The sequence below is a fragment of the Paramagnetospirillum marisnigri genome, assembly GCF_001650715.1.
Lineage (GTDB): Bacteria > Pseudomonadota > Alphaproteobacteria > Rhodospirillales > Magnetospirillaceae > Phaeospirillum > Phaeospirillum marisnigri.
Genome location: NZ_LWQT01000098.1, coordinates 39558 through 63236 on the forward strand (window position 1 = coordinate 39558; position 23679 = coordinate 63236).

The 23679-nt window shown below is 65.3% G+C and carries 1 protein-coding gene (cut by a window edge); it reads right to left on the reverse strand.

Annotation, left to right across the window (positions count from 1 at the left end; all coding sequences use genetic code 11):
* Positions 1-23509, reverse strand: partial view of a LamG-like jellyroll fold domain-containing protein gene (locus A6A04_RS22515; protein WP_068495258.1) — the 5' portion only. 13838 nt of this gene lie to the left of the window's left edge; only the first 23509 of its 37347 coding nucleotides appear in the window; its start codon is at positions 23507-23509; the stop codon falls past the left edge of the window.
* Positions 23510-23679: the final 170 nt, after the last annotated feature.

Consider the following 23679-nt stretch of genomic DNA (forward strand, 5'->3'; position numbering starts at 1 on the left):
CCGCCGCCTGGGCCGAAGCCCCCATGGTCAGGGTGCCGCCGCCGCTGATCTTCAGGGTCTCGATCCCGGACAGCTTGGCGAAATTGGAATCGGTCAGGGTGCCGCCGCTCGACAGCATCAGGGTATCGGTCCCGGCACCGCCCGCCACCGTGGTAGTGGCGAGGTAATCGGTTCCCGACAGCTTGATGACGTCATCGCCCAGTCCGCCATCGATGCTGGCGAAGCCATAGCCAATATCCAGCGTATCATTGCTGGCACTGCCGGTCACCGAGGCGGCCGCCGTCCCCAGGGTCAGGCCGAAGCCACCCGAGAATTCTGCCGTCTCCACATTGATCAGGGTGTCGGTGCCGTCATTGCCGTCACCGGCATAGCTGTCCATCACCGAAATGGTCCCGGCGGCCACGGACGAAATGCGATAGTCGCCCATGCTGCCGTGGAACACGACCTTGTCGGCGCCCGCGCCGCCGTTGAGGCTGTCATTGCCCGCGCCGCCGGTCAGGGTATCGGCCCCACTACCGCCGATAACGGTCAGCGCCGCCGAGGTCTCGGCCGAGCCGTCGATGATCGCTTGGTAGGTGTCGGCGGCATTGATCAGCAACCCGCTGGTATTGTTGGCGTCGTTGAGGGTCAGGGTGGTGATGATATTGGAACCATAGCCGTAGGACGCCCCCAGGGTCAGGGTCTCCCAGCCGGTGATGTTGGACATCTCGGTGGCATCCAGGCCATAGCTCCAACTGCCCAGGATGTTCAGATTGTCGGAACCGCCGCCGCCGTCAACGATCCGGCCGGCGCCATTGGTATCGAGAACGCCGCGGTCGATGGTGACACTGTCATTGCCGCTACCGCCGATCACCGTCTCAACATCGGTCAGGATCACGCTGACACCGCCATTGTCCAGGAAGACCATGTCGTTGCCGCCGCCGCCTTCGACCACGGCGATGCCGGACCCCACATTGAACGTCTCGGCCGCCGAGCCACCGGTCAGCATCACCGAACCGGCATGAAGGGCCTTGCCCTGGGCATCGAAACGCTGGGCATAGACACCATAGCTGGACCCGTCCTGGCCCTCGCTCTGCCAACTCACCACGAAACCGCCATCGGCCAGCACCGCGACCGACGGTAAAGTTTGCTCACCGCTGAGGGCGGCATTGACCCGGAACTCGGACCCGACCACCTGGCCGAGGGAATCATAGCGCTGGCCATAGATCTGGGAACCGGTCCCGGTGCCGCCGCGCCAATCCGCCCACACCGCCACGAAGCCGCCATCGGGCAAGGCGGCCAGGGCCGGTACCGATTGGTGAGTGGAAACAGAGCAGATGGAGAATTCCGTGCCCTGAGGGGTCCCCGAGGCATCATAGCGCTGGGCCTGGATATCATAGTTACCGGTAGCCAAACTCTGCCAGGCGATCACGTAACCGCCACCGGTCAGGGCCACCACCGTCGGATAAGTCTGCACACTGGTGACGGTGCTATTGACCAGGACCTCGGAGCCCAGGGCGGTGCCGGAGGAATTGAAACGCTGGGCATAAATGCCAAAGTTGTTGCCGTCCGATCCGGTATCGCTCACCCAGGTGGCGACCATGTCACCACCGGTCAGCCCCGCAACCGCGACGGCGGTCTGTGAGCCGCTGGTGGTGGTGTTGAAATGGATTTCCACGCCCTGGGCCACGCCGGAGGCATTGTAGCGCTGACCGTAGGTGCCCCAGTTAGTCCCACCGCCCTCGTAACTGCTTTGCCAGCCGATCAGGAAGCCGCCATCGGCCAGCGCGGTGATGGAGGGAATGGTCTGGGCATTGGTGACGACGGTGTTGACCCGGAACTCGCCGCCCTGGGCGGTGCCGGAGGTGTCGTAGCGTTGGGCGTAGATGCCTTCCGCCGACCCGTCCTGGCCAATGCTCTGCCAAGCCACCACGAAGCCGCCGCCGCTCAGCGACGCCACCGTGGGTGCTTCCTGCGCCAGATTGGTGGTGGTGTTAACCCGGAACTCGCTGCCCTGGGCCACGCCCGAGGCATTGTAGCGCTGGGCATAGACGCCGTTGCCCGATCCGTCCTGGTTGGCGCTTTGCCAGACCACCACATAGCCGCCGCCGGGCAGATTGGCCACCGCCGGAGCGGACTGATTGCCGGTGGTGGTGGTGTTGACCCGGACTTCCACCGGGGAAACGGTGAGGCTGGTATCCGCGAAAGCCAGCGTCTCGACCCCCACCAGGGTGTCGGTGCCGTCATCGCCATTGCCGGTATTGATGTCGGTCACCGTGATGGTGCCGCCAGCCAGGCTGCTGATGCGGTATCCCGACAGCGAGCCATGGAAGATCGCCTTGTCAGTGCCCGCGCCAGCAACGAAGGTGTCGTTGCCCGAGCCGCCGGTCACCGTATCGGCCCCACTGCCCGAGGTCAGCGTCAGACCAAAGGAACTGCCGGAATTGTCGACCACGATGCCGCCGGTCATGGCCGAGGCATCGACCTGCTCGATTCCCGACAGTTTGGCGAAGTCGGCGGCCGTTAGGCTGGTGCTGCCGGTCAGTATCAACTGATCAAAGCCCGCGCCACCGCTGACGCTGCTTGCCGCCGCCAGACCGGCGGCGGTCAGCTTGATCACGTCGTTGCCGTTGCCGCCGTCCAGTTGATAAATACCAGTCCCCACATCAAGCGTGTCTGCCGAAGCGCTGCCAACAAGCATTGGCAACGGCGTGCTCGACTGAACCGCATTGTGAACGGCCATGGTCTGGGCGCCCGATGCGCCGGACACGTCCGCAACCGTGTTGCTGGTAGTGATATTTCCCAGCTCCCAGGCGCCCTTGAGGCCGCTGGCGACCTGGGCGCTTCCCAGGGCCGTCGCCATGTCGGTCTGGATCTGTGCCGGGGTGCGAGCGCCGTCCCATACCGCGAAATTGGCGACCTGCCCATCCATCGCGGTCACGTCGGAATTATATCCCCAGCCCTTCTGATCGCCGATCACGAAACGGGTCGGACCAACCCAGGCATTGGGCAAAGCCACCGAAGCTTCCTGGACACCGTCCACCACCAGCTTCATGGAACCGCCACCCTGGGTCAGGGCGACGTGATACCACTTGCCCGCCTGGATGGTGCTGGTGCCGTTGGCATAGGTCCACTGGTTGGTGTTGTCCCAGGCATAGCCAGCGAGTTTGCCGGTGGCGGCGTCGTAGTACACCGCGTCGGTATAAGCGAGGCCGGCATTGTTCGGCCCGGTGAAGGTCGTTGAATTCCAGTCGGCATCATTCATCCGGAAAAAGACGAAACTGGTGCCGCTGGTGGGCAGGGTATCGAACTTGACCCAGGTCTCCACCGTCATGGTGCCGCTGGTCACGCCGCTGATGACCGATGCGCCGGAATCGGCGGCACCGTTGAAAGCGGCGGCGGTGGGATAATTGGCCATGCCAGAGCCCTGAACCACACCGGTCAGGGACAACGAGCCATCGGAGAACTGCAACGTCTCGATATCGCGCAGAGTATCGGTACCGTCATTGCCGTCGGCGGTATTGATATCGGTGACGATGATGGCGCCGTCATTGGTGCTGAAGCGGTATCCGGCCATGGCGCCGTGAAGCGCGACCGTGTCGGTCCCGAGCCCACCGGAGAAGCTGTTATTGGCGGTGCCGCTGACGAAAGTGTCGGCGGCACTGCCGCCCCTGGCACTGATGGATGTGCTTCCGGCATCGAGGAACAGCGAACCACTCGAAAGGGAGGCATCCACCATGGTGAGGCCGGCATTGACGCCCGACGCGCCCATGATCACGCTCGCCGCCCCGGTCACGGACAGGGTTTCGACCCCGCTGACATGGCCGAAGATGCTGTCAAGCAGCGTACCGCCGCTGACCTGAAGCGTGTCTTTGCCAGAACCGCCGGTAACGGTATCCATGCTGTCGAGATTGGCGCCCAGCTTGAAGGTGACATTGCCCGATCCGGTATTGATCAGGGTGTCGCTCCCGCTGCTGCCGGCGTCCACCACGTCGATACCGTAACCGACCCGAATCAAGTCGCTCCCAACCCCACCGGCCACGGTGGAAAGGCCCCCGCCATAGACCAGCGAAACATGGCTGGAATCGCTGTAATACAGCTCCTCGACACCGGTCATGCTGATATAGGAACTGCCGCTGCTGGCGGAGAAATTCCCCGAACTTCCCATCAGCGTCGTGGTCATGGCCATGAAGGAAGCCTTGACCACATCACTGCCGCTACCGCCCAGGATGCTGCTGTAGCCGCTACCGATTGCAACGGACAGCCCCGAGGAGAACCCCGAGGCGTTGACGGTGACATTGCCACTGGTGGCCGAGGCATCCAGGGCACCGATCCCGGCCGCCATTGCCTGCGCCCCCAGGGTGATGGTCCCGGACATGCCGGAGGACAGGGCCAGCTTTTCCACATTATGAAGGTCGGAGAAGAAAATATCGAAAGCAGTGTTACCGACGATACTTGTCAGAACCAGCGTGTCCGTGCCGGAACCAAGATCAATATTGCCACTACTGGTAAAGCTATCATTCAGGGTCACCAGGTCATTGCCGGTGCCCCCGATCAGAGTCTCGGCCCCGGCCACCGCCAGGGTCATGCCACCGTTCATCAAGGTCACCGTGTCGGTGCCGAAGCTGCCATCCACATAGGTGACACCGGTGCCGATCACCAGCTTCTCGTCGGCCGAAGCGCCGATGATCGAGGAGCCTCCGCTGTTGATGGAGGTATGTCCGCCGCCGTCATTGTACTCGATCCACATGGTGTTGGCGGACAGGGTGTCGTTGGCCCCGCCGCCGGTCACGGTGGTGGTGCCACCCGCCACGGTAAGAGTGTGGTTCGAGCTCTGCATCATGAATCGGTTGATACCGCTGCCACCGATGAAGGAATCGGCCCCGGCGCCCTCGATCATGCTCACTTCGCCGCTCATGGCGGAGGCATTGACCGAGACGGTGCCACTGGCGGCGGAAGCATCGATGACCTGGAATCCGGCCTGGGTCGCCTCGGCACCCAGCGCCACGGTCGCGGCCCCGGTCAGGCGCAGGCTTTCAACCTGGGTCACGTTGGTGAAGGCGGAATCCGTCAGGGTGCCGCCGCTGATCGTCAGAGTATCGGCCCCGGTCCCGCCGGTAACGGTATCCGTGCTGTCTAGGCCAGAGCCCAGATTGAAGGTGACAGGAACAGCCCCGGAATTGATCAGCACATCGGTGCCGCCCGAACCGGCATCGATGACGCCGATGCCGCTGCCGACCCGGATCACGTCATTGGCGGCTCCGCCGGTCACGGTAACCGTGCCGCCGCCCGCAGCCAGCGACAGGGTCTTGGAATCCGAGAAGCCGATGGCCTCCACGCCATAGAGGCTGAGACTGGCCCCCGAATGGGCGCCGGTAAAGGCGGCGGTGATGGTATCGCCGCTGGCCGACAGCGTCGCTTCCGCCTCGGTGGACAACACCTGAATCCGGTCGGTTCCGGCACCGGAACTCCAGGAAACCCTCCCCTCGCCCGCCAAAAGTGTCAGATTGTGGAAATCATAGCCGGTATCCAGGGTCAGAGAACCAGTGGTCAGGGACATGTCCATGACATTGATGCCGGCATAGCGGCCGAATTCTCCCAAGATCAGGGAAATGGGCGTCGAGCCCGACACGGTCAGGGTCTCGATACCGGTCAGTTTTCCCGTCAAGGCGTCGGGAAGATTGCCCGCATTGGCCAGGATCAGCTGGTCCTCGCCCAAGCCACCATCGACGGTGGCCATGATGGCGAGATCGGCGGCGTTCAGCTTAATGACATCGTTGCCGCCGCCCGCATTGATGGCGGCTATGCCTGCGCCCGCATCGATGATATTGGCGGCAGCGTCACCCACAAGGTTAGCTCTGCCAGACAGGACCGTCAGACGCTGCACGAAGATGTCTTGGCCGCCGCTGCCATTTTGCAGATAGCTGACAACAACATCGCCATTGGCGAGGGTCGATGCGGAAGGCTTATGCTCGATACCGCTCGCGGAAGTAAGCGTCAGCTCCCCCCCCACTTGCAGGCCATCGGCGCCATAGATTTGCGCCTTGACCACAAATGAGCCGGAAGACTGATCGTCCCAAACCGCCAGGAAGCCACCATCGGCTAGTTTCGTGATGCTGGGCCAGGCCTGCCAGCCGGTAACGTTGGAGGTGTTGACCAGGAATTCCTGATTATTGACCGCCGTGCCGTCAGCATTGAACACGCGGGCATACACACCGAAATTGGCGCCGCCGTCACTGACGGAATCATGCCAGATCACGGCGAAACCACCACCGGTCAGCGCGGTGATACTCGCACCGAATTGTTGGCCGGTAGTCAGGCTGTTGACAGGGATGACCCCGCCGACCAGAGCGCCGGTCGAGGGATTGATCCGCTGTGCGAAGACACCCTGGACATTGGTATCACTCCCATCCCAGCACACCACCACGGTGCCATCGGCCAAGGTCACCGCTCCAGCGGTGGGCTCACGTCCGCCGGACGCGATGGATATCTCGCTACCCACCTTGGTCCCGGTGGCATCAAAGCGCTGCCCCGTGATCAATCGGCTGGTGACGGTCGCCCCGCCATGGCCATCCCAGGCGGCGAAGAAGCCACCATCATTGGTGGAGGTTACGACCGGCCACGCCTGATAGCCGGGCGTGGTGGTGTTGACACGGAACTCGGAGCCCGCGGTGCCGCTGGTGGGCCAGGTGGAAGGGTAGATGCGGGCATAGACACCAAAGCTATCGGTATCCTGGCCATTGTCGTGCCACATGGCGACGATCCGGCCATCGGACAACTGAGTGAAGTTGGCAGCCCATTGTTCGCCCGCCAGCCTCTCGTTGACGACGAATTCAGAGCCCACCTTGGCGCCGTTGGAATCAAAGCGCTGGGCAATGGCTCCCCAGTTGCCATCAACATTGTCCTGGCCCTGGGTCCGCCATGTGCAAATCCAGCCACCATCGGCCAGGGACGCAACAGCTATCTCATCCTGAGCGCCTGCATTGAAGACATTGACCTGGCTTCCCGTTCCAATGGCAATGCTCGTAGCGGCCGGAGAGGCCGACAGCGAGCCATCGGAGAACTGCAAGGTCTCGATATTGCGCAGCGTGTCGGTACCGTCATTGCCATCGCCGGCATTGATGTCGGTGACGATGATGGCACCGTCATTGGTGCTGATGCGATATCCGGCCATGGCGCCATGCAGGACCACCTTGTCGGTGCCCGCCCCGCCATCAATGACATTGTTTCCGGTCCCCGTGGTGAAGGTGTCCGCACCGCTGCCGCCCTTGGCACCCATGGCGGTGCTGCCCGCGTCAAGGACCAGCGAGCCGCTGGAGGTGGACGCATCCACCAGGCTAATCCCGGCCGAGGTCGCCGAGGAGCCCAGGGTCACCGTAGCCGCCCCGGTCACGGACAGGGTTTCGACCGAGCCGACATGGGCGAAGGCGCTGTCAAGCAGCGTACCGCCACTGATCTGAAGGGTGTCGGCGCCGCTGCCGCCGGTCACGGTATCCGTGCTGTCGAGGCCACTGCCCAGCTTGAAGGTGACAGGAATGGCCCCGGCATTGATCAGCACATCGGAGCCGCCAGTACCGGCATCGATGACGCCAATGCCAGAGGCAACCCGGATGAAATCATTGCCGGAACCGCCAGCCACGGTGGACACGCCGCCGCCCGAGGCCAGCGACAGGGTCTTGGAATCCGAGAAGCTGATGGCCTCGACGCCAGAGAGGCTGAGGCTGGCCCCCGAATGGGCGCCGGTGAAGGCGGCGGTGATGGTATCGCCGGTGGCCGACAGCGTCGCCTCGGAGGAAGCGGAAAGCACCTGGATCCGGTCGGCTCCGGCGCCGGAACTCCAGGAGACCCGCCCCTCGCCCGCCAGCAGGGTCACCCCGGCCGGGTCGGCGGAAGCATTGACGGTCAGGCTGCCGGTGGTGGTCGCCGCGTCGATGGTGGTCAGACCCGAGCCAGCCGCTCCCGTCCCCATGGTCATGGTCAGCGGGTCGGCACCGCCGAGGCTCAGCTTCTCGATGCCGTTGAGCCGACCGAAATCCGCGTCGGTCAAGGTCCCGCCGCCAGAGACGACCAACTCGTCCGTTCCCGCCCCACCGATGACGCTGGTCATGGTGATCAGATTGGCGGCCGAGACCTTGATGACGTCGTCGCCAGCACCCGCGTTCACCGTTAGAAGGCCAGCCCCCACATCGATCACCTCGGCACCGCTGGTGCCGGTCAGTTCGGCGACCGGGGTGCCGGTGGCGACCGGGGTGGCGTTGTTCACCAGCGCCGTGGTCGGAGTGCTGTTGCCGGACAGGTCTGCGACGACACCGCCACTGGCGGTACCCAGGTTCCACAAGCCGATCAATCCCTGAGCCGCCTGCGACGGCCCCAGATTGGTAGTCATGTCCGAAGCGATTTGCGTAGAGGTACGTACGCCGTTCCAGATGGCAAAATCAGCGAACGCGCCGTCAACGCCGATCAGGCCGCTGCCCGGCAGGGCGGCGCCAATGACAAAGTGGTCTGTTCCAGACAGGTCCGTGGCCGTCCGACCATCTGTCGTGGCGCCGTCAACGGCGCCGTTCACGAACAAGGTCAGGCCGCTCGGCCCGGTTGTAAGGGCAATATGATACCATTGGCCGGTCTGTAGCACCGTGGTGCCGCTGGCGCTGGCCCAAAGATTAATACCGCCGCCATCAAATGCATACGCGACCAGCTTGTGGGTGGCCGGGTCAATCTGCACCGCCGGGCTATGGAAATCCGCGGTATTAACGAAGTTGGCCTGATCCCAGTTGGCTGCGGGGACGCGACTGAACACATTCGTCCCAGTCACGCTAGATATGGTGTCAAACTTGACCCATGTTTCCAGCGTCATCGCACTGGTCTGACTGTTCACCAAAACGGCGCCGGAACCGCTTCCACCGGTAACGTCTAGCGCGCTAGCCGCACCGGAATAAGTTGGCCCCATGCTGGCCAAAGCCGACAGCGACCCATCGGAGAACTGCAGCGTCTCCATATTGGTCAGGGTATCAGTGCCGTCATCACCGTCGCCGGTATTGATGTCGGTCACGGTGATGGTTCCGCCGCTGGCAGAGATCCGATATCCCGCCATGGCGCCATGGAACACCGCCTTGTCGGTGCCCGTGCCGCCGTCGAACGTATTGGCGCCCGCGCCGCCGGTGAAGGTGTCGGCCGAGGAAGATCCGGTGAGCGACAGGCCGGTGGAACCGGTATCGATCACCACCGGTCCGCTGGAGGTGGAGAGATCAAGCGTGCTGATTCCCGACGCCAGGAAGGATGTCCCCAGGGTCAGGGTGGACGCCCCGGTGACGGCCAAGGTCTCGATGCCGCTCACATGGGAGAAGGCTGCGTCGGCAACGGTACCGCCATTGAGCTGAACGATATCGCTACCGCCACCGCCGATCAGGGTGTTGAGCGCGGTCAGGTCACTTCCCGACACGGTCAGGGTGTCATTGCCGTCTCCCAGCAAGACGCCCTTGAAGCCACTGCCCAGGCTGAACACTTCACCGCCGACACCGCCGGTCAGGGTCTGCGCCCCGGCCGAGCCGGACACGCCCAAGTCGGTGTTGATGAACCGCAGCGTCGAGATACCGACCAGGGTATCGGTCCCGGTCGAGGCTCCGGCGACCGTCAGTGTGCCAGAGGCATTGGTCGCGATCGTATAATCGTTGGTGAAGCCACTAAACACCACCGTATCCGACCCACCACCGCCCGTGACGGTGTCGTTTCCGGTGCCGCTGTAGAAGGTGTCGTTGCCAGTGGTGCCGGTACTGGGCGCCGTCACCAGCACCGAGACCGTCTGAATGCTGGATGTTCCGCCATGAGCATCCATGGCGACGATCTGGAAGCTGTCGGTGTAGCTCGACCCGATGGACTGGGTCACATAGGTCGGACCGGGCGCATAGGTATAGGCGCCCGTGGAGCTGTTAATGGAAATGGAGCCCTTGCCGCCATTGGTCATGCCCGAGATCAGCGCATTATAGCCATCCCAGATGGCATAGGTCAGGGTATCGCCGCTATCGACATCGGTGGCGACGGCCGTGGCGGTCCCCGACCCCAGATTGGTCAGGGTCAGTTGCGCCGGTGCCGCCAGGACGGGCGCGTCGTTGACCGATGTGACGCTCAGGTTGACGGTGCCGGTGCCGCTCAGCGGCCCGCCGCTGCCGGTGTGGCCCTGGTCGTTGACGGTGACGACAAGTTGGTCGGTGCCGTTATAATTCTGGCTGCCCCGATACGATACGGTGGCCAGCGCCGTATTGATGGCCGACTTGGCGCCGGTGAAGGTCATGGTGGCGTCGCTGGCACCATCGCCGGTGGTGAAAGTCAGCCCGGTGGTGGTCCCCAGGGTCACCTGACCATGCCCGGTCGACAGCGTCACCTGCATAACGTCGGAGGCGGAGGCATCCACATCTGCGACGGTGATGGCACCGACCGCGATGGAGGTATCCTCGTTCACGGTCAGCGGGGAGGCCGCGGTGCCCGAGCTCCCCAGCTTGGTGACCATGATATCACGCCCATTGGCGGCCAAATCCCAGACGACGGCCAAGCTGCCGTCCGGCAGGGCGGCGAGCCCCATGGTATGGAACCACTCGGCGCCGCTTCCCACCGTGAACTCGTCGCCACGCGGCGTATCGTCGGCATTGAACGTCCGACCATGAACCTCGTTGACGCTGTTGACAGTGGTAATCCAGGTCACCGCGTAGCCACCATCCGGTAGGGCGACGATGGCTGGAGGCTTCTGTTCACCGGTCACCGAGACATTGGCGAGTATCTCATGACCCGTATTGCCGTTGCCCACGGTATTGAGCGGGTTGCCGGACGCGCTGTAATGGCGAACGGCGATGTCGATCCAGTTGCCCCCCGGCTGACCATCGGACATGAAGGCAACCACGAAGCTACCATCGGCCAGGCCGGTCACACGCGGTTCCAGATTGGTACCGGCGGTGTTGACGGTAATTTCATTGCCGACCGGACTGACGGTCCCGCCGCTCACCGCGAACACCTGTCCCTTGATGGCGCCGCTGCTCTCCCAGGTCACAACGAATTTATCGTCCTGCAGGGCCGCGATGGCCCCGGCACGCATATATTGCGAGCCAGACATGTTGGAATTGGCGAGAATTTCGCCACCAACCTTGGTGCCGCTGGCGTTGTAAACCTGCAAAGCCACGCCGTTATCACTGTCCCCGGTGGCCGGGTCGGCGGTGGTGAACGCCACGACAAAACCGCCATCGGTCAAGCCGCAAATCGCCGGATAGGCCTGCATTCCAACCAGGTTGGTCGGAACGGTGATCTCGGGCCCCACGGCGCTGGGCGTGCCGTCGCCACCGACGGTGAAGCGCTGGGCGAAGACAGTGGAGCTATCGTCCCAGGTCACCACGAAACCGCCACCATTCAGGGCAGCGACCGAGCCGCGCACCTGGGATCCTCCCGTGGTGGCGTTGACCAGGGTTTCCTGGGTTCCGAACGGTGTGCCATCGGCGGCGAATCGCCGGGCATAGATGCCGCTTGTGTCGGCTCCGGCAATGCTGCTATTGCCAAACCAGACCGCGACAAAGCTGCCATCGGACAATGCCGCCGCCGAGGAATAGTCCTGGTTGTTGGCATTGGCGAGATGGGCGGTGGTGGGGTTGCCACTGGCGACGAAGCCACCGGAATAGCTGACGGTCGGCGCGTCATCGACGGCGGTGATGCTGGTCCCCAGCACGACGGTTCCCGACGACAGCGAGGTGCGGCCCCCCGTCACGCTGGTATCGACGGTGACGGCGGAACTGGTGGCGCTGTCCGAGAACGACCCGGCATAGGTGCTGTCGATGGCGCGAACGCCCAGCCCGGTGGGCGTGCCGTTGTAGTCGGCACCGGGAAGGAAGCGAAGCTTGCTGGCCGCCGACAGCGCCAGCGCCGTCGCGCCATCCGCCACGGTCCCCACATCCTGCCAATGGGCGCCGGAATCACTGGAGAACTGCCACTTGCCCATGGCCACCGTGGCGGCATTCGAGATCACCGCCACGCCCGCCATGGTGCTGTCGGGGTCGGTGAAATTGCCGCCGAACAGCGACGACACCGTCGCCCCGGCCGGAGAACTGGCATCCTCGGCAATGGCCGTCAGAGTCGCCGTCCCCGTCAGGGTCGGCGCGTCATTGACCGAGACGACCGAGATGCCATAGCTGGCCGTGGCGGTCTTCGAGCCGCCCGTGCCGAAATGGCCCAGGTCATTCATGGTCAGAGTCAGGGTGTCGGACCCCGAATACTCCGAATCACCACGATAGTTCAGGCCTTGAAGGGCGGTGTTCAAATTGGCGATGGTGCCGGTCAGTTCCAATCCGTGGGCGGTGCTGGTCACCGTCAGGCCGGTGGAACTGGACAGGGTCAGGCTGCCATGGGTGGTGCTCAGCGTCAGCTTTTCCGTGTCGGACCCGGCCGCGTCGGAATCGGCGACGGAAATGCCGTATAGTGAGATGGCCTCATCCTCACCACCCGCGAATCGGCTGAAGGCGGTGGTGCTGGTGCCGGTATAGCTGCCATTGGTCGAGGTGATCTGGGTGCCGCTGGTCTCGTCCATGCGGAAATTGGCGACCAGACCGCTGGTGTCCAGCGGCATCTGCTGGAAGCGGTTGTCGGTGATCTGGCTTCCGCTACGGGCCACGTTCCAGATACGCACATCGTCGATCTGGCCCGCGAAATTATTCGGAGCCTCGAAGTAGTTGCCCTGGCCGATGCGGATGGTGTCGGTGGCGATATCGGCGTTGCCCGCCGCGTAGGTGTTGGACCCCGAGCTGCGGTCGACACCGTCCACATAGATCTTGCCGACACCGGCGGAGCCTGAGCCGGAATAGTCCCAGACCACCGCCACATGATGCCACTGGCCGTCATTCACCGTGACGGTCCCGTCGATGTAGCTATTGCCGTAGCCGACGAAGCTGAGATAACCGCCGCCGTCGATGAAGAAGCTGCGCCCGCCCTCGGTCCAGGTGCCGCTGTTGTCGCCCTTGGTGACAATGCCCTGGTTGACGCCGGTGGTCTTGATCCAGGCCTCGATGGTGAAGTCGCCCACCGACAGTTCGACCTGATTGGCCAGGGTGGTCTGGATCACCGAGGCGGCGGTGCCGTTGAAGCCGATGCCGGTATCGGCACTGATCGTCGGCGCCTCATTGGGATGCAGCACATCCACCACCATGGTCTGGGTGGCGGTTTCGGTGTCGCCACCATCGGTGGATGTCGCCTGGATGGTCAGGGTCGAGGAGCCGTAATAGCCCGAGGCAGGGGTCATCACCAGACCCGACAACTGGGCCGGGGTCAGGGTCAGGGTTCCGGCCGAAAGGGTTCCGGCACTGAAAGTGGCCCCCGACGGAATGCCGGTGATGGTGACGCTGACGCTATCGCTGGTATCGGGATCGGCCACCGACAGCGACAGCGGGATGCTGGTGTCCTGGTTGCCCGAGGCCGCCGTGGCGGTGATGGTGGGCAGGGTGGCATTGGCCGCCACCGTCAGATTGACGCTGGTGGACGAAGACTGGCTGGCGGCTCCATCACTGGCGACGGCCAGCACATTGAGGCTAATGGCTCCGTTGAAATAGGCCGGGGTGTGAAGGCTGAGGCCGCTCAACTGCGCCGGAGTCAGGGTATAGGTGCCGTTGGACAGCGAGCCCGCGGACAGGGTGGCGCCCGTGGGCAGGCCGCTGATCTTGACCGCCACCGCGTCGGAGGTGTCGAGGGTCGTGGCGCTGATGGTCAAGGGGATGGTGGTGCCGCTGGCGCCTTCCGAGCCGTTGGGGCCACTGGCGGTCAGGGTCGGGGCGGTCGCCACCGGGGCGATGGTGAAGCTCTTGGTGGTGGTGACGGTCTCGGTATCGGTGCCGTCGGTGGTCAGCGCGACCACGTTGAGATTGACCGTGCCGTTGTAATAGGCCGGCGTGGTCATGGTCAGGGTCTTGCCGGCATCGGCCGCCGACAGGGTGAAGGTGCCGTTGGTGGGCAGCAGGGTGGTACTGCCGGACTTCAGACTCGCCCCGCTGGGCAGGCCGGAAATCTTCACCCAGGACAAGGTGTCGCTGGTGTCCGGCTTGTCGAAGGTCAGCGGCAGGGTGAAGCTTTGGCCCCCCGCGCCGCCCTCGGTCACCGACATGGTCGCCAGGGTGACCGTGACCGGACTGGCCACCGGCGTCACGTCGATATGCAGGGTCCCCACCCCCTGCTTGGTGGCGGTGGCCCCCGCCCCGGTCGAGGTGGAGGTGGCGGTGATGGTCAGGTCGATACCGGCATGGGAATACTGGACCGGTTCAAGCTTGAGGCCGCTCAACTGCGCCAGATTGAGCACATAGGCATTGGCATCATTGGCGGTCAGCAGGGTATTGCCGCTGTAGAGCTTGGCCCCCGAGGGCACGCCCGTGATGGTGATGGAACTGATGGTGTCGCTGGTATCGGGATTGCTCACCGAGATGGAGAGCGGAATCTGGGTCGCCGACGAGGTGTATTCCACCCCGGTGGCATTGACGGTGGTGATGGTGGGCGCCGTCGCCACCGGCTTGACCGACAGGGTGGCGGTGGCGGTGGCGGAATAGAGCAGCCCGTCCGAGGCCTGCCACGAGAAGGTGAAGTTGCCGTTGTGATACAGCACCGGCCGATAGGTCAGGTTGCCGAGATTGGCGATGGCGATTTCCTGACCGGCGGTGACGGCCACGCCACTGAGCAGCAGGCTGCCTTCCGAGGGCAGCGCCGTGATCTTGATCTTGGCCAGGGAATCACCCTGGTTGAGGTCGGTGAAGGCGTTGGTGAAGGTGGACGCACTGATGGACAGCGCCGACGAGCCCGAGGTGTTCTCCAGCCCGACCACCGTGACATTGGCGATGGTGGGCGCCACGTTGACGTGGTTGACGGTGATGGTCAGGGTGCCGGTGGCGGAGCTGACCTTGCTCAGGGTGGCGGCCGCGGCGTCGGTCTGGGTCACGCTCAGGGCGGCGGTATTGGTCAGGGTATAGGTGATGGTTTCGGTGCCGTAGAAATACTTGTCCGGCGTATAGGTGATGGTGTTGTCGGCATTGATCACCACCTTGCCATGGGCGGCGGTTCCCACCGCCGTCAGCACCACGGATTCCGAGGTGATGGTGGCTCCGCCACCCTGGCTTCCCGGACCGAAGGCGGTGCCGCTCAGATGCTTGTCGTTGGACAGCACATTGATGGTGACCGAATTGACGGTGTTGCCGACGCTCTCGTTCACCGAGGCGGTATCGTTGACCGCAACGGCGGCGACATTGGCGGCAGCGGTCTGGACGGCGGCGGCATTGGCCGCCTTGATGGTCTGATTCACCTGGGACTGGAACTGGGTGAAGGCGTTCTCGATGGCGGCGACATTGCTCTTGGCCGCCAGGACAGCCTGGGCGGCGGCCTTGGTGATGGCCAACTGGTTGGTCGCGGTCTGCGCCAGGGTGTCCGAGGCGCTGCCCTCACCCTGGGCCGAGGTGACGTTGCCCGCGCTGGGAGTTCCGATGGCGGATAGCACACCGATATCGATGACATTCTGGTCCAGGCCGCTATCGGCGGAAACCACCGCATTATAGGCCGCCAGGACATCACCGGACTTCGTGGTGGCCGACGTGTCCAGCGCCGTCGCCTTGGAAATCAGGGTGGTCAGGACGCTGGTGTCGATGCTGGGATGCGACGAGATATAGGCCTGCATCTGGCCGATGATGGTCCCGAGGCGGGTATGGGTATCGGTATAGGCGGCATCGGCGGCGGTCTTCTGGGCCAGGGCCTCGGTCTTGGCCGCTTCGGAGGCGGTCGCCTGGGCGGAAATGGCCGTCTCGATATTGTCGATGGCGGCGGCCCGCGCGGCATCCGCACCGCTGGAGGCGGCGGTGGCCGAGGCGGCCGCCTTGGTATCGGCGGCGGCGGCGGCGTTATACGAGGCCGCCGCGTTGTCCTTCGAGGTCAAGGCAGTGGCGACCGAACTGGTCGCGGATGTGATATATGCCGCGATGGCGGTCTCGCCCGACAGCCCTCCCGCCGCATCCGAGGCGGAATTCTTCGCCGTCACGGCGGCATTATAGGCGCCAAGGGCATTCCCCTTCGCCGTATCCGCCGCCAGGGCGGCGGTATGAGCCAAGGCGGCATGGGCGGCGGAACTCGCCACCAACGCGTCGATCTGGGTCTGGGTCAGGCCTCCGGCGAAGGCGGCCATGGCATCGGCCGCCGCCAGGGTGGCTTCCGACTTGGCGGTGGCGGCCTGGGCAGTCGCGGTCGCTTCGTACTGGGCGGCCAGGGCCGCCTGTTGCGCGGCGGTGGTCGCGAAACCCTTGACCGTGGTCGCGGTGCTCAGCAGCGTCCCCGCCGTCTGGGCGGCGGTCAGCTTGACGTCGACAGTGGAGATATTGGCATCGACCACCGCCTTGGCGGCCAGGGCGGCGGTCTTGTACTGGGCCACCTGGGCGGCGGCATTGGCGGCTTCCTGCCCCAGCTTGACCGCGTCGGAGACGGAAATACCCGCCACATGGGCGGCGGTCTTGGCCGTGGTCGCCGCCGCCAGTTGGCCGACGGCATCCAGCGAAGACCCGGTCTTGTCGAACAGGTCCAGCGCCAGCGCCTTCGAGGTCGTGATCAGGTCGTCGGCCTGCTTGGCCTGCTTGTAGAGCGATTCGATCAGCGCCCGGGTCTGGGCATCCGCCGAATTGGCTGCCGTCTGGTTGACCACCCAGGTGTTGTAGAGGGCGGTGAGTGAGGCGAACTTGGCCGCCTCGGTCCCCGCCGTGCCGCTGGTGCCCACCGAGGAGACGACGGAATTCTTCGCCTCCTGGATGGCGGCATGACCAGCCGTCGCCGCCTCGAACGAGGCATCGGCGGTGGAGATGGCGGTGATGCTGACCGCCTTGTTGACGGCGGCCGAGATCATGGTCGACAGGCCGCCCACGCTGTCGCCGACGGAGCTCTGCAAACCGGCAACGTCGGAGACCTTGCCCGCCGCTACGGTCGCCTGGGCCTGAGCGGCGGAGGCGGCGTCGGCGGCCTCCTTGGCCAGGCTGGAGGCCAGGACGGCGGCGGCCTTGGCGGTATTGAGATCCGAGGTGGCGGCGGCGATATACTTGGCGGTGGCGGCGTCGGTGGCGGTCCCGGCCAGCACCGTGTCGAAATTGCCCTGACTGATGGCAAGGGGATTGTTCGAGCCGTCGACGATGGAAACCACATGCGCCAGACCGGTTCCAGAGCCATCCAGGGTAATGGTCCCGGCACTGGTCTTGAGATGGGTGGAATCGCCCGCCTTGGCCTGGGCGGTCGCCAGGTAAGTGGACGCCGAGGTGGAAGCCGAGGCAGCGGCCACCGCCGCCTTGTAGGCGGTCGCCAACTCATTGGAGGCGGCACCGGCCAAAACCGTGTCGTAATTGCCCGAATTGAGGGCCAGGGTGTTATTCTGGCTGTCCTTGATGGCGGTGACATTGGCGAAGCCGATGCCGTTGCCGCTCAGGATCAGGGTTCCGGCGGCGGTCTCGATCTGATTGACCACGCCGTTCATGCTTCCCGCCGCATCCCCGATCTCGGACGAGGCGGTGGAGACTTCGGAGGCATTGGAGATGGCGGTCAGGGCCGCCTTCCACACCTGGGTGATGGGATCATTGGTTTCCGCGGCGGTCGCGGCGGCGGAATAGGTCGCGCCCCCGTTCAGCGCCTTGAACGCCGCCACACTGCCATTGAACGGCGTGTTGTTGGCGTTGTAGTGGTCCAGCACCGCCTGGTCGTAACTGGCCTGGGCGGTTGACGAGATATTGTTCATGGTGGTGACGGCATTGCCCAGCCGGGTCACGCCGTCCGAATAGGCGGTATTGAACTTGCTCAGCACATCGGTGACGCCCGAGCCGTCATCGGCGGCACCGTTCAACAGGGTGGCCGCCTTGGCGGCGCTGGTCACCGCGCTGGTCGCCGCCGTGACCGCCGCCGTCGCCTGGGTGGCGGCATCCGCCGCGGCCGTCTGGGCGGGAATGATGTCGATGGCATCCTGGGCGGCTTGCTGGGCGGCCACCACCTGCGCCTGGGCCAGCGACTTTTCCGCGTCCTGCCAGCGCTCATAGGCCAGGTCGGAATCCTGGCGAACCTCGGCGGCGAAGGCGGTGGCCTTGGCGTAATCGGCTTCCGCCTGGGCCTGGGCCTGCAACCAGGCATCCTTGGCCTGGGGAATGGCGTCGGCGAGATTGGCGATGCTGGTGCTCGCCCAGGCCAAAGCCTTGGTGGCCTTCACCAGAGCCGCCTCCGCCGCCGTGACCGCGGCGGCGGCATTGTCGTAATCGGATTCGGCCAGATCGGTCGCGGTGGAAGCCTCGGTCACCTTGGCGGCGACGGTGACGCTATTGCCCAGGGCGGCGGCGGCATCGGCGGCGGCGGTGGCGGCGGTGGCGGCATGGGTCGCGGCATCCGTCGCCTCGTGCGCGGCTCCGACGGTTCCGTCATTCAGGGCGGCGTCGATGGCGGCCAGGGCCTCGGCCAGCAAGGTGGCGGCCTGCTTCTCGGCGGTGGCCTCGCCCAGGACTTCCAGGGTCTCGGCGGCGGCCTGATTGGCGGAAGCCGAAGCCAGATTGGACTGGGCGGCGGTATAGGCGGCGGCGGCGGCATCGGCATCGGCCTGCAGCGACGCGGCCCGCGCCACGGCGGAGGCATAGGCGGAATCGGCCTGGTCCGAGGCGGTCTTGGCATTGTCGTAGGCGTTGTAGGCCCCTTCATAGCCGTCGTGCCAGGCAGCCTTCACCACGTCGGCGGAATCGGCCGGGGTGGCGTTCCATTTGGTGGTGATCGCCGCTCGGATCGCCGCCTCGGTGGAGGAAACGGTCAGCGAGCTTCCCCCCACATAGGCATTGGCGGCGGCGATCAGGTCGGCGGTGGAGGAAGAGGCGGGTGTCTGCCCCACTGATTCCAGGAACTTGGACAGAGCGGTGTGCAGCGAGTCCTGCTGGCTGACCAGGGTAGCATTGGCGGCGGCCTTGGCCACGGCCGGGGCATTGGTGTCGGCCTGGGCCTCGGCGGCCGCCGTGGCGGCGGAGTCATTGGCCGCCTTGGCACTGGTCCAGGCATCGCTGGCGGTGGTATAGGCGGTTTGCGAGGCGATGCGGTCGGAGATCAGGGTGCCCGCCCGCCAGGCATCGGCCGACCCGGCCAGGTTGGAGGCGGTGGTCGCCAGGGCGGCGGCATTGGCGCTGGCGGTCTTGGCGACTTTCAATGCCGTCGAGGCGGCGGCGATATCGGCGGCGGCGGACTGATAGCCCTGCCCCACGGCGGCGGCGGCGTCGAAATCCACCTGGGCGGCGGTGGCATAGGTCTTGGCCAAAGTGGCGTCGGTGGCGACCTTATCCAGATTGCCCGCCCAGAAATCCAGATAGGTCTGGATTTCAGCGGTCACCGCATCGGTCACGGTGACGCTGGTCTGCGCCGCGCCATCGACCCAATAGGTCTTGTTGGCGATGTCCAATCCGTTCTTGCTGGCTCCGGTTCCCGTCACGGACAGCTTGGCACTGTTGCCCGCCTGGACCAGGGCGTCATCGGCATAGGAATCGGCCTGGGTATGGGCCTGGGTTTCCGCCTGCTGGCGGGCCGCCTCCTGGGCGTCGATAGTGGCCTGGGCGGCGGCGGCGGCCTCGCTGGCGGCGGCCTCGGCGGCCTCCTTGGCGGCGGCGGCGCTGACCAGCACGTCATGCTTGACCGAAGCGGCGGTCGCCACCTGCTGCGCCTGATCCGACCAGGTAGCGGCCTGCTCCGCCGATTTCCGCAGCGAAGCCACATGGGCCTCCAACTGCCCGACCTTGTCGGAAATCGCCTTGGACTGGGTGGTCACCCCATCGCCAAGACTGGTGGCGTTATCGGCGGCGGCCTTGATGGCGGCCAACTGCACCAGGGCATCGGCCAGCTTGGCATCGGCGGCGTCCTTGGCCGTCAGGGCGGCGGCGGCGGCGGTGGCCACCGGCGTCGCCGCATTGCTGGCCAGACTCATATTGGTCAGGGCCGTCTTGGCCGTGGTCAACTGGGTCTGGGCGGCGGTCGCCGCCGTGGCGGCATCGATGACATCCTGGGCGGCGGCGGCCAGGGCGGCATTGGCGGCGGTGGTGGCGACCGCAACGGCCGCCGTGGCAGCGGCATCGGCGGCGGTACTGGCGGCGGTGGCCTGAAGCTTGGCCATATAGGCGGCCGAGAACGCATCCAGCGGCGTTCCCGCCAGGGTGGCGTTGAGGTCGCCGCTGGTCTGCACCCCGGCGGCATTGAACACCACCGTGCCGGTGTTGGTCTTCAGATGCTGGGGATCGCCCGCCTTGGCCATGGCCAGGGCCGGATTGGCCGCCGCGTTGGCATCGGCCAGGAATCCATCGGCCAAAGCCGACAGGGCAGTGGCGGCGGCGGCGGCGGTCTGGGCCGCCTGGAACTGGGCATAGGTGGTGGCGTCGCCCGCGCCTCCCCCGTACAGGGTATTGGCATTGGTGGCGGCGGCCAGGGCGGTGGCGGCGCTCTGCTCGGACGACGCCGCCTGGGCGGCGGCGGCGGCGGCCTGCTGCTTGGCATTGGCCTGGGCGACCGCATTGGCCGAGGCATTGGCGGCGTCCACCACATTCTGCGGCGCCGGATCGGTCAGGATCACCAGGTCGCGGGCGGCAGAGACCGAGGCCAGGGCCTTCTGGGCGGCGGCGGCGGATTTCTGCGCCGCCTCCAGCCCCGCATCCATGGCGCTGGTATAGACGTTCCAGGTCTGGGCCTCGTCGATGGCGGCCTGGGCGGCCAGCACCTGGGCGGTCGCCGTCTGATAGGCGGTCTGGGCGGTGGTATAGGCATCCTCCACCGCCTGGAGATAGCCCTTGTAGGTATTGGTCTTGTTGGCATCCGCCGTCAGGGCGGCGCCGGTCAGGCTGTCGTCGATGAAGGAATAGTTGGGGTCCTGATTATAGGCCGCATAGGCGGCATCGGCGGCGGTGGAGGCGGACACGGCGGCATTGGCCGCATCATCGGCGGCATCGGAGGCGGCGGACACGGCGGTCGCCATGTCGGCATTGGCCTCGGTCACCGCGGCGGTATGGGCGATGTCGTAGTACCATTGGGCGGCGGCAAGGTCGGCCTGGGCCTCGCCCAGCGAGGTCATCAGGGTCAGCGAGTCAGCCAGCTTCTGGGATGCCAGATCCTGAGCCGCCGTGATCTGCCCTTCATAATTATTGAAGGCCGTCTCGGCGGCGTCGGTCAGCAATTGCTGGGCGTCGGCATCGGCCGCCGCGTCCACATAGGCGGTATTGTAGACGCTGTAGAGCGAGGAATAATAGGTCTGCAGGCTGACGGCCGCCGCCGAGGCCTGGGACACGATCACCGAGGCGGCCTCGACCGCCGTGTCGTCGGAGGTGGTCAGGCTATCCAGGGCGGCCTGCGCCGCCTGCGCCACCGCCACGGCCACCGTCCAGGAACCGGCGGCATCTCCGGTGGCGGTATCGGCACCGGCCTGGGCCAGACGCTCGGCCAGATAGAGATAGGTGGCGGCATCCTGGGCGGTTCCCACCACCACCGCGTCGTAATTGGTCTGGTTGAGGGCCAGGATATTGCCGTTGGCATCGAGGATGCCGGTCACATGGGCCAGTCCGGCGCCGCTTCCATCCAGGGTCAAGGTGCCGGTCGAGGTCTTGACGTGCAGCAGATCGCCCACCAGGGCGGCGCGCGCATCCGCCGTGGCGCTGACGGCGGCCGACAGCTTGGCCGAGGCGGCGGCCAGATCGGCGCGATAGGTCGCGCCCCAGGCGTCCACTGCGCTCTGGGCATTGACCTTCAGGGCCAGGGCATCGGATTCGGCTGTGTCGTAGGCGGCCTGCTTGGCCACCGCCAGCAGATAGGAGTTGATGACCGAGGTTTCGCCATCACGCAGGGTCTGGATGGCGGCAACGGCGGTATCGGTGGCGGCCTGGGCGGTGTTGACCAGGGCCTGGGCGGCGGTGACGGAATCCCCGGCGGCGTCCAGCGCCGCCTCGGCGGCGCCGCTCTCCCAGGCGGACAGGGCGGTGGCCTTGACGTCGTTGGGATTGGCCAGAATGGCATGGGCCGTGTCCTCGGCACTGTCCACATAGGCGAAGCTGGCGGCGGCGGCCTGCGACTGGGCCAGGGTGGCCAGGGCGGCATTGCCAGCATTGGGATATTGGCTGGCCAGAAGAACGGCAAGGTCGGCGTATTGATCCGCCAGACCGGCCTGGGTGCTGGCGGTGAGCTTGGCGGCGTCAACCTGGGCCGACAGGGCGGCCAGCTTGTCCGCGAGGCTGGCATAACCGGTATGGTCGCCGGTCAGGACCGCGTCCACCATCTGGTTGACCAGAGTGGTGGCCAGGGTCTTGGCGCTAGCGGCGGCGGCGGCGGCGGCGGTCGCCTTGACCAGCAGACCACCCGCCGAATCCACGGCGACGATGACCTGCTGGTTATTGATGATGAAGGTATAGGTCTGGGTCGCGGCTCCCGCCGGAGCATTGATGGCGGCCAGGGCGTTGGCCGCCTCGGCATTGGCCTGGGCGGCGGGATCGATGACATCGCGGATGATCTCATTGAGCCGGGGCGGCAGCTCGTTGGCCTTCTCCTTGAGCTCCGCCAGCAATTGCTGCAGCGGCCGGAAGATGTTCAAATCCTGGAGCCGCTGCTCCAGCTTGGCCTCGACCTCCTTGACCACCTCCTTGGCCTCGGCGACCTTTTCGTCGGCGGTCCGCTCCACCTGGGCACCGATCTTGCTGAGATCGGTCAGCGGAATCTCGTTCTTGAGGCCCAGCGCGATGGCGATCTTATCGGCGACCCTGGCCACGGCAGTGCTCAGCGCCACCGCCTTTTCCTGGGCGGTCTTCTCCTGCGGCGTCACATTGCTGGAGGGCGGCGGCGGCGGAGGCGGCGGCGGAGGCGGGGTGGTCTGCTGCGGCGCGGGTTGGTTCTGCTGCTGCACCTGCTGCGCGGCGCTGTTGTAGGTGTTGGACAGCAGATTATTGGCGTTGGGCAGGGTATAGGACGCGGTGCCGCCGATCTGCATCACCTGGGTCGGCGTCAGGGTCACGCTGGTCAGGGAACCGGTGGACGACAGGGTGGCGCCCTGCCCCGCCCGATTCAGAGTCATGGCGGCGCCGGAAGACGTGCGGATGAAGACTTCGCCCGCCTGGCCGCCCTTTTCCTGCATCATGGCGACGGTGGTGGAATTGCCGGTAAGGCCGGTACCGCGAATGCCCACCGTCATGGTGGGAGTCTTGATGGACAGCGCGTCGGGAGTGGTCTTGGAAATCTGGCCGCTGACCAGGGCGAAGGAACCGGACTGCAGGCTGAGATGGGCTTCGCCGGTCTTGGTGGCGGGGTCATAGGCGAGGTCGTCCAGGGTCATCTTGCCCTTTTCGCCCAGCGACAGCGAGGTTCCGTCCGCCAGCATCATGCCGACGGCGCCACCCTGGCCGGTCTTGACCACATCGCCCTGGAACAGGCTGTCGCCCATATGGAGCTCGGCCTTGCTCCCATCGGCGTGAACGACCTCCGCCTGGCCGTTCAGCGTCTGGACCTTGCCGATGGCGTTATCTGCCATTCCACCCTCATCAAACAGTGTGCACCACCTCGCACCCGCCAAACCCAGAGAGGGGGCGGGTACACTTCACCACTGTGCATACTACATGTAGCGGGGACACGCCGTCAATATACAGCGTTCACCTGACAAGGTTTCGTCAAAGCAAAAATGAAGCAAAACCAGAAATAGCC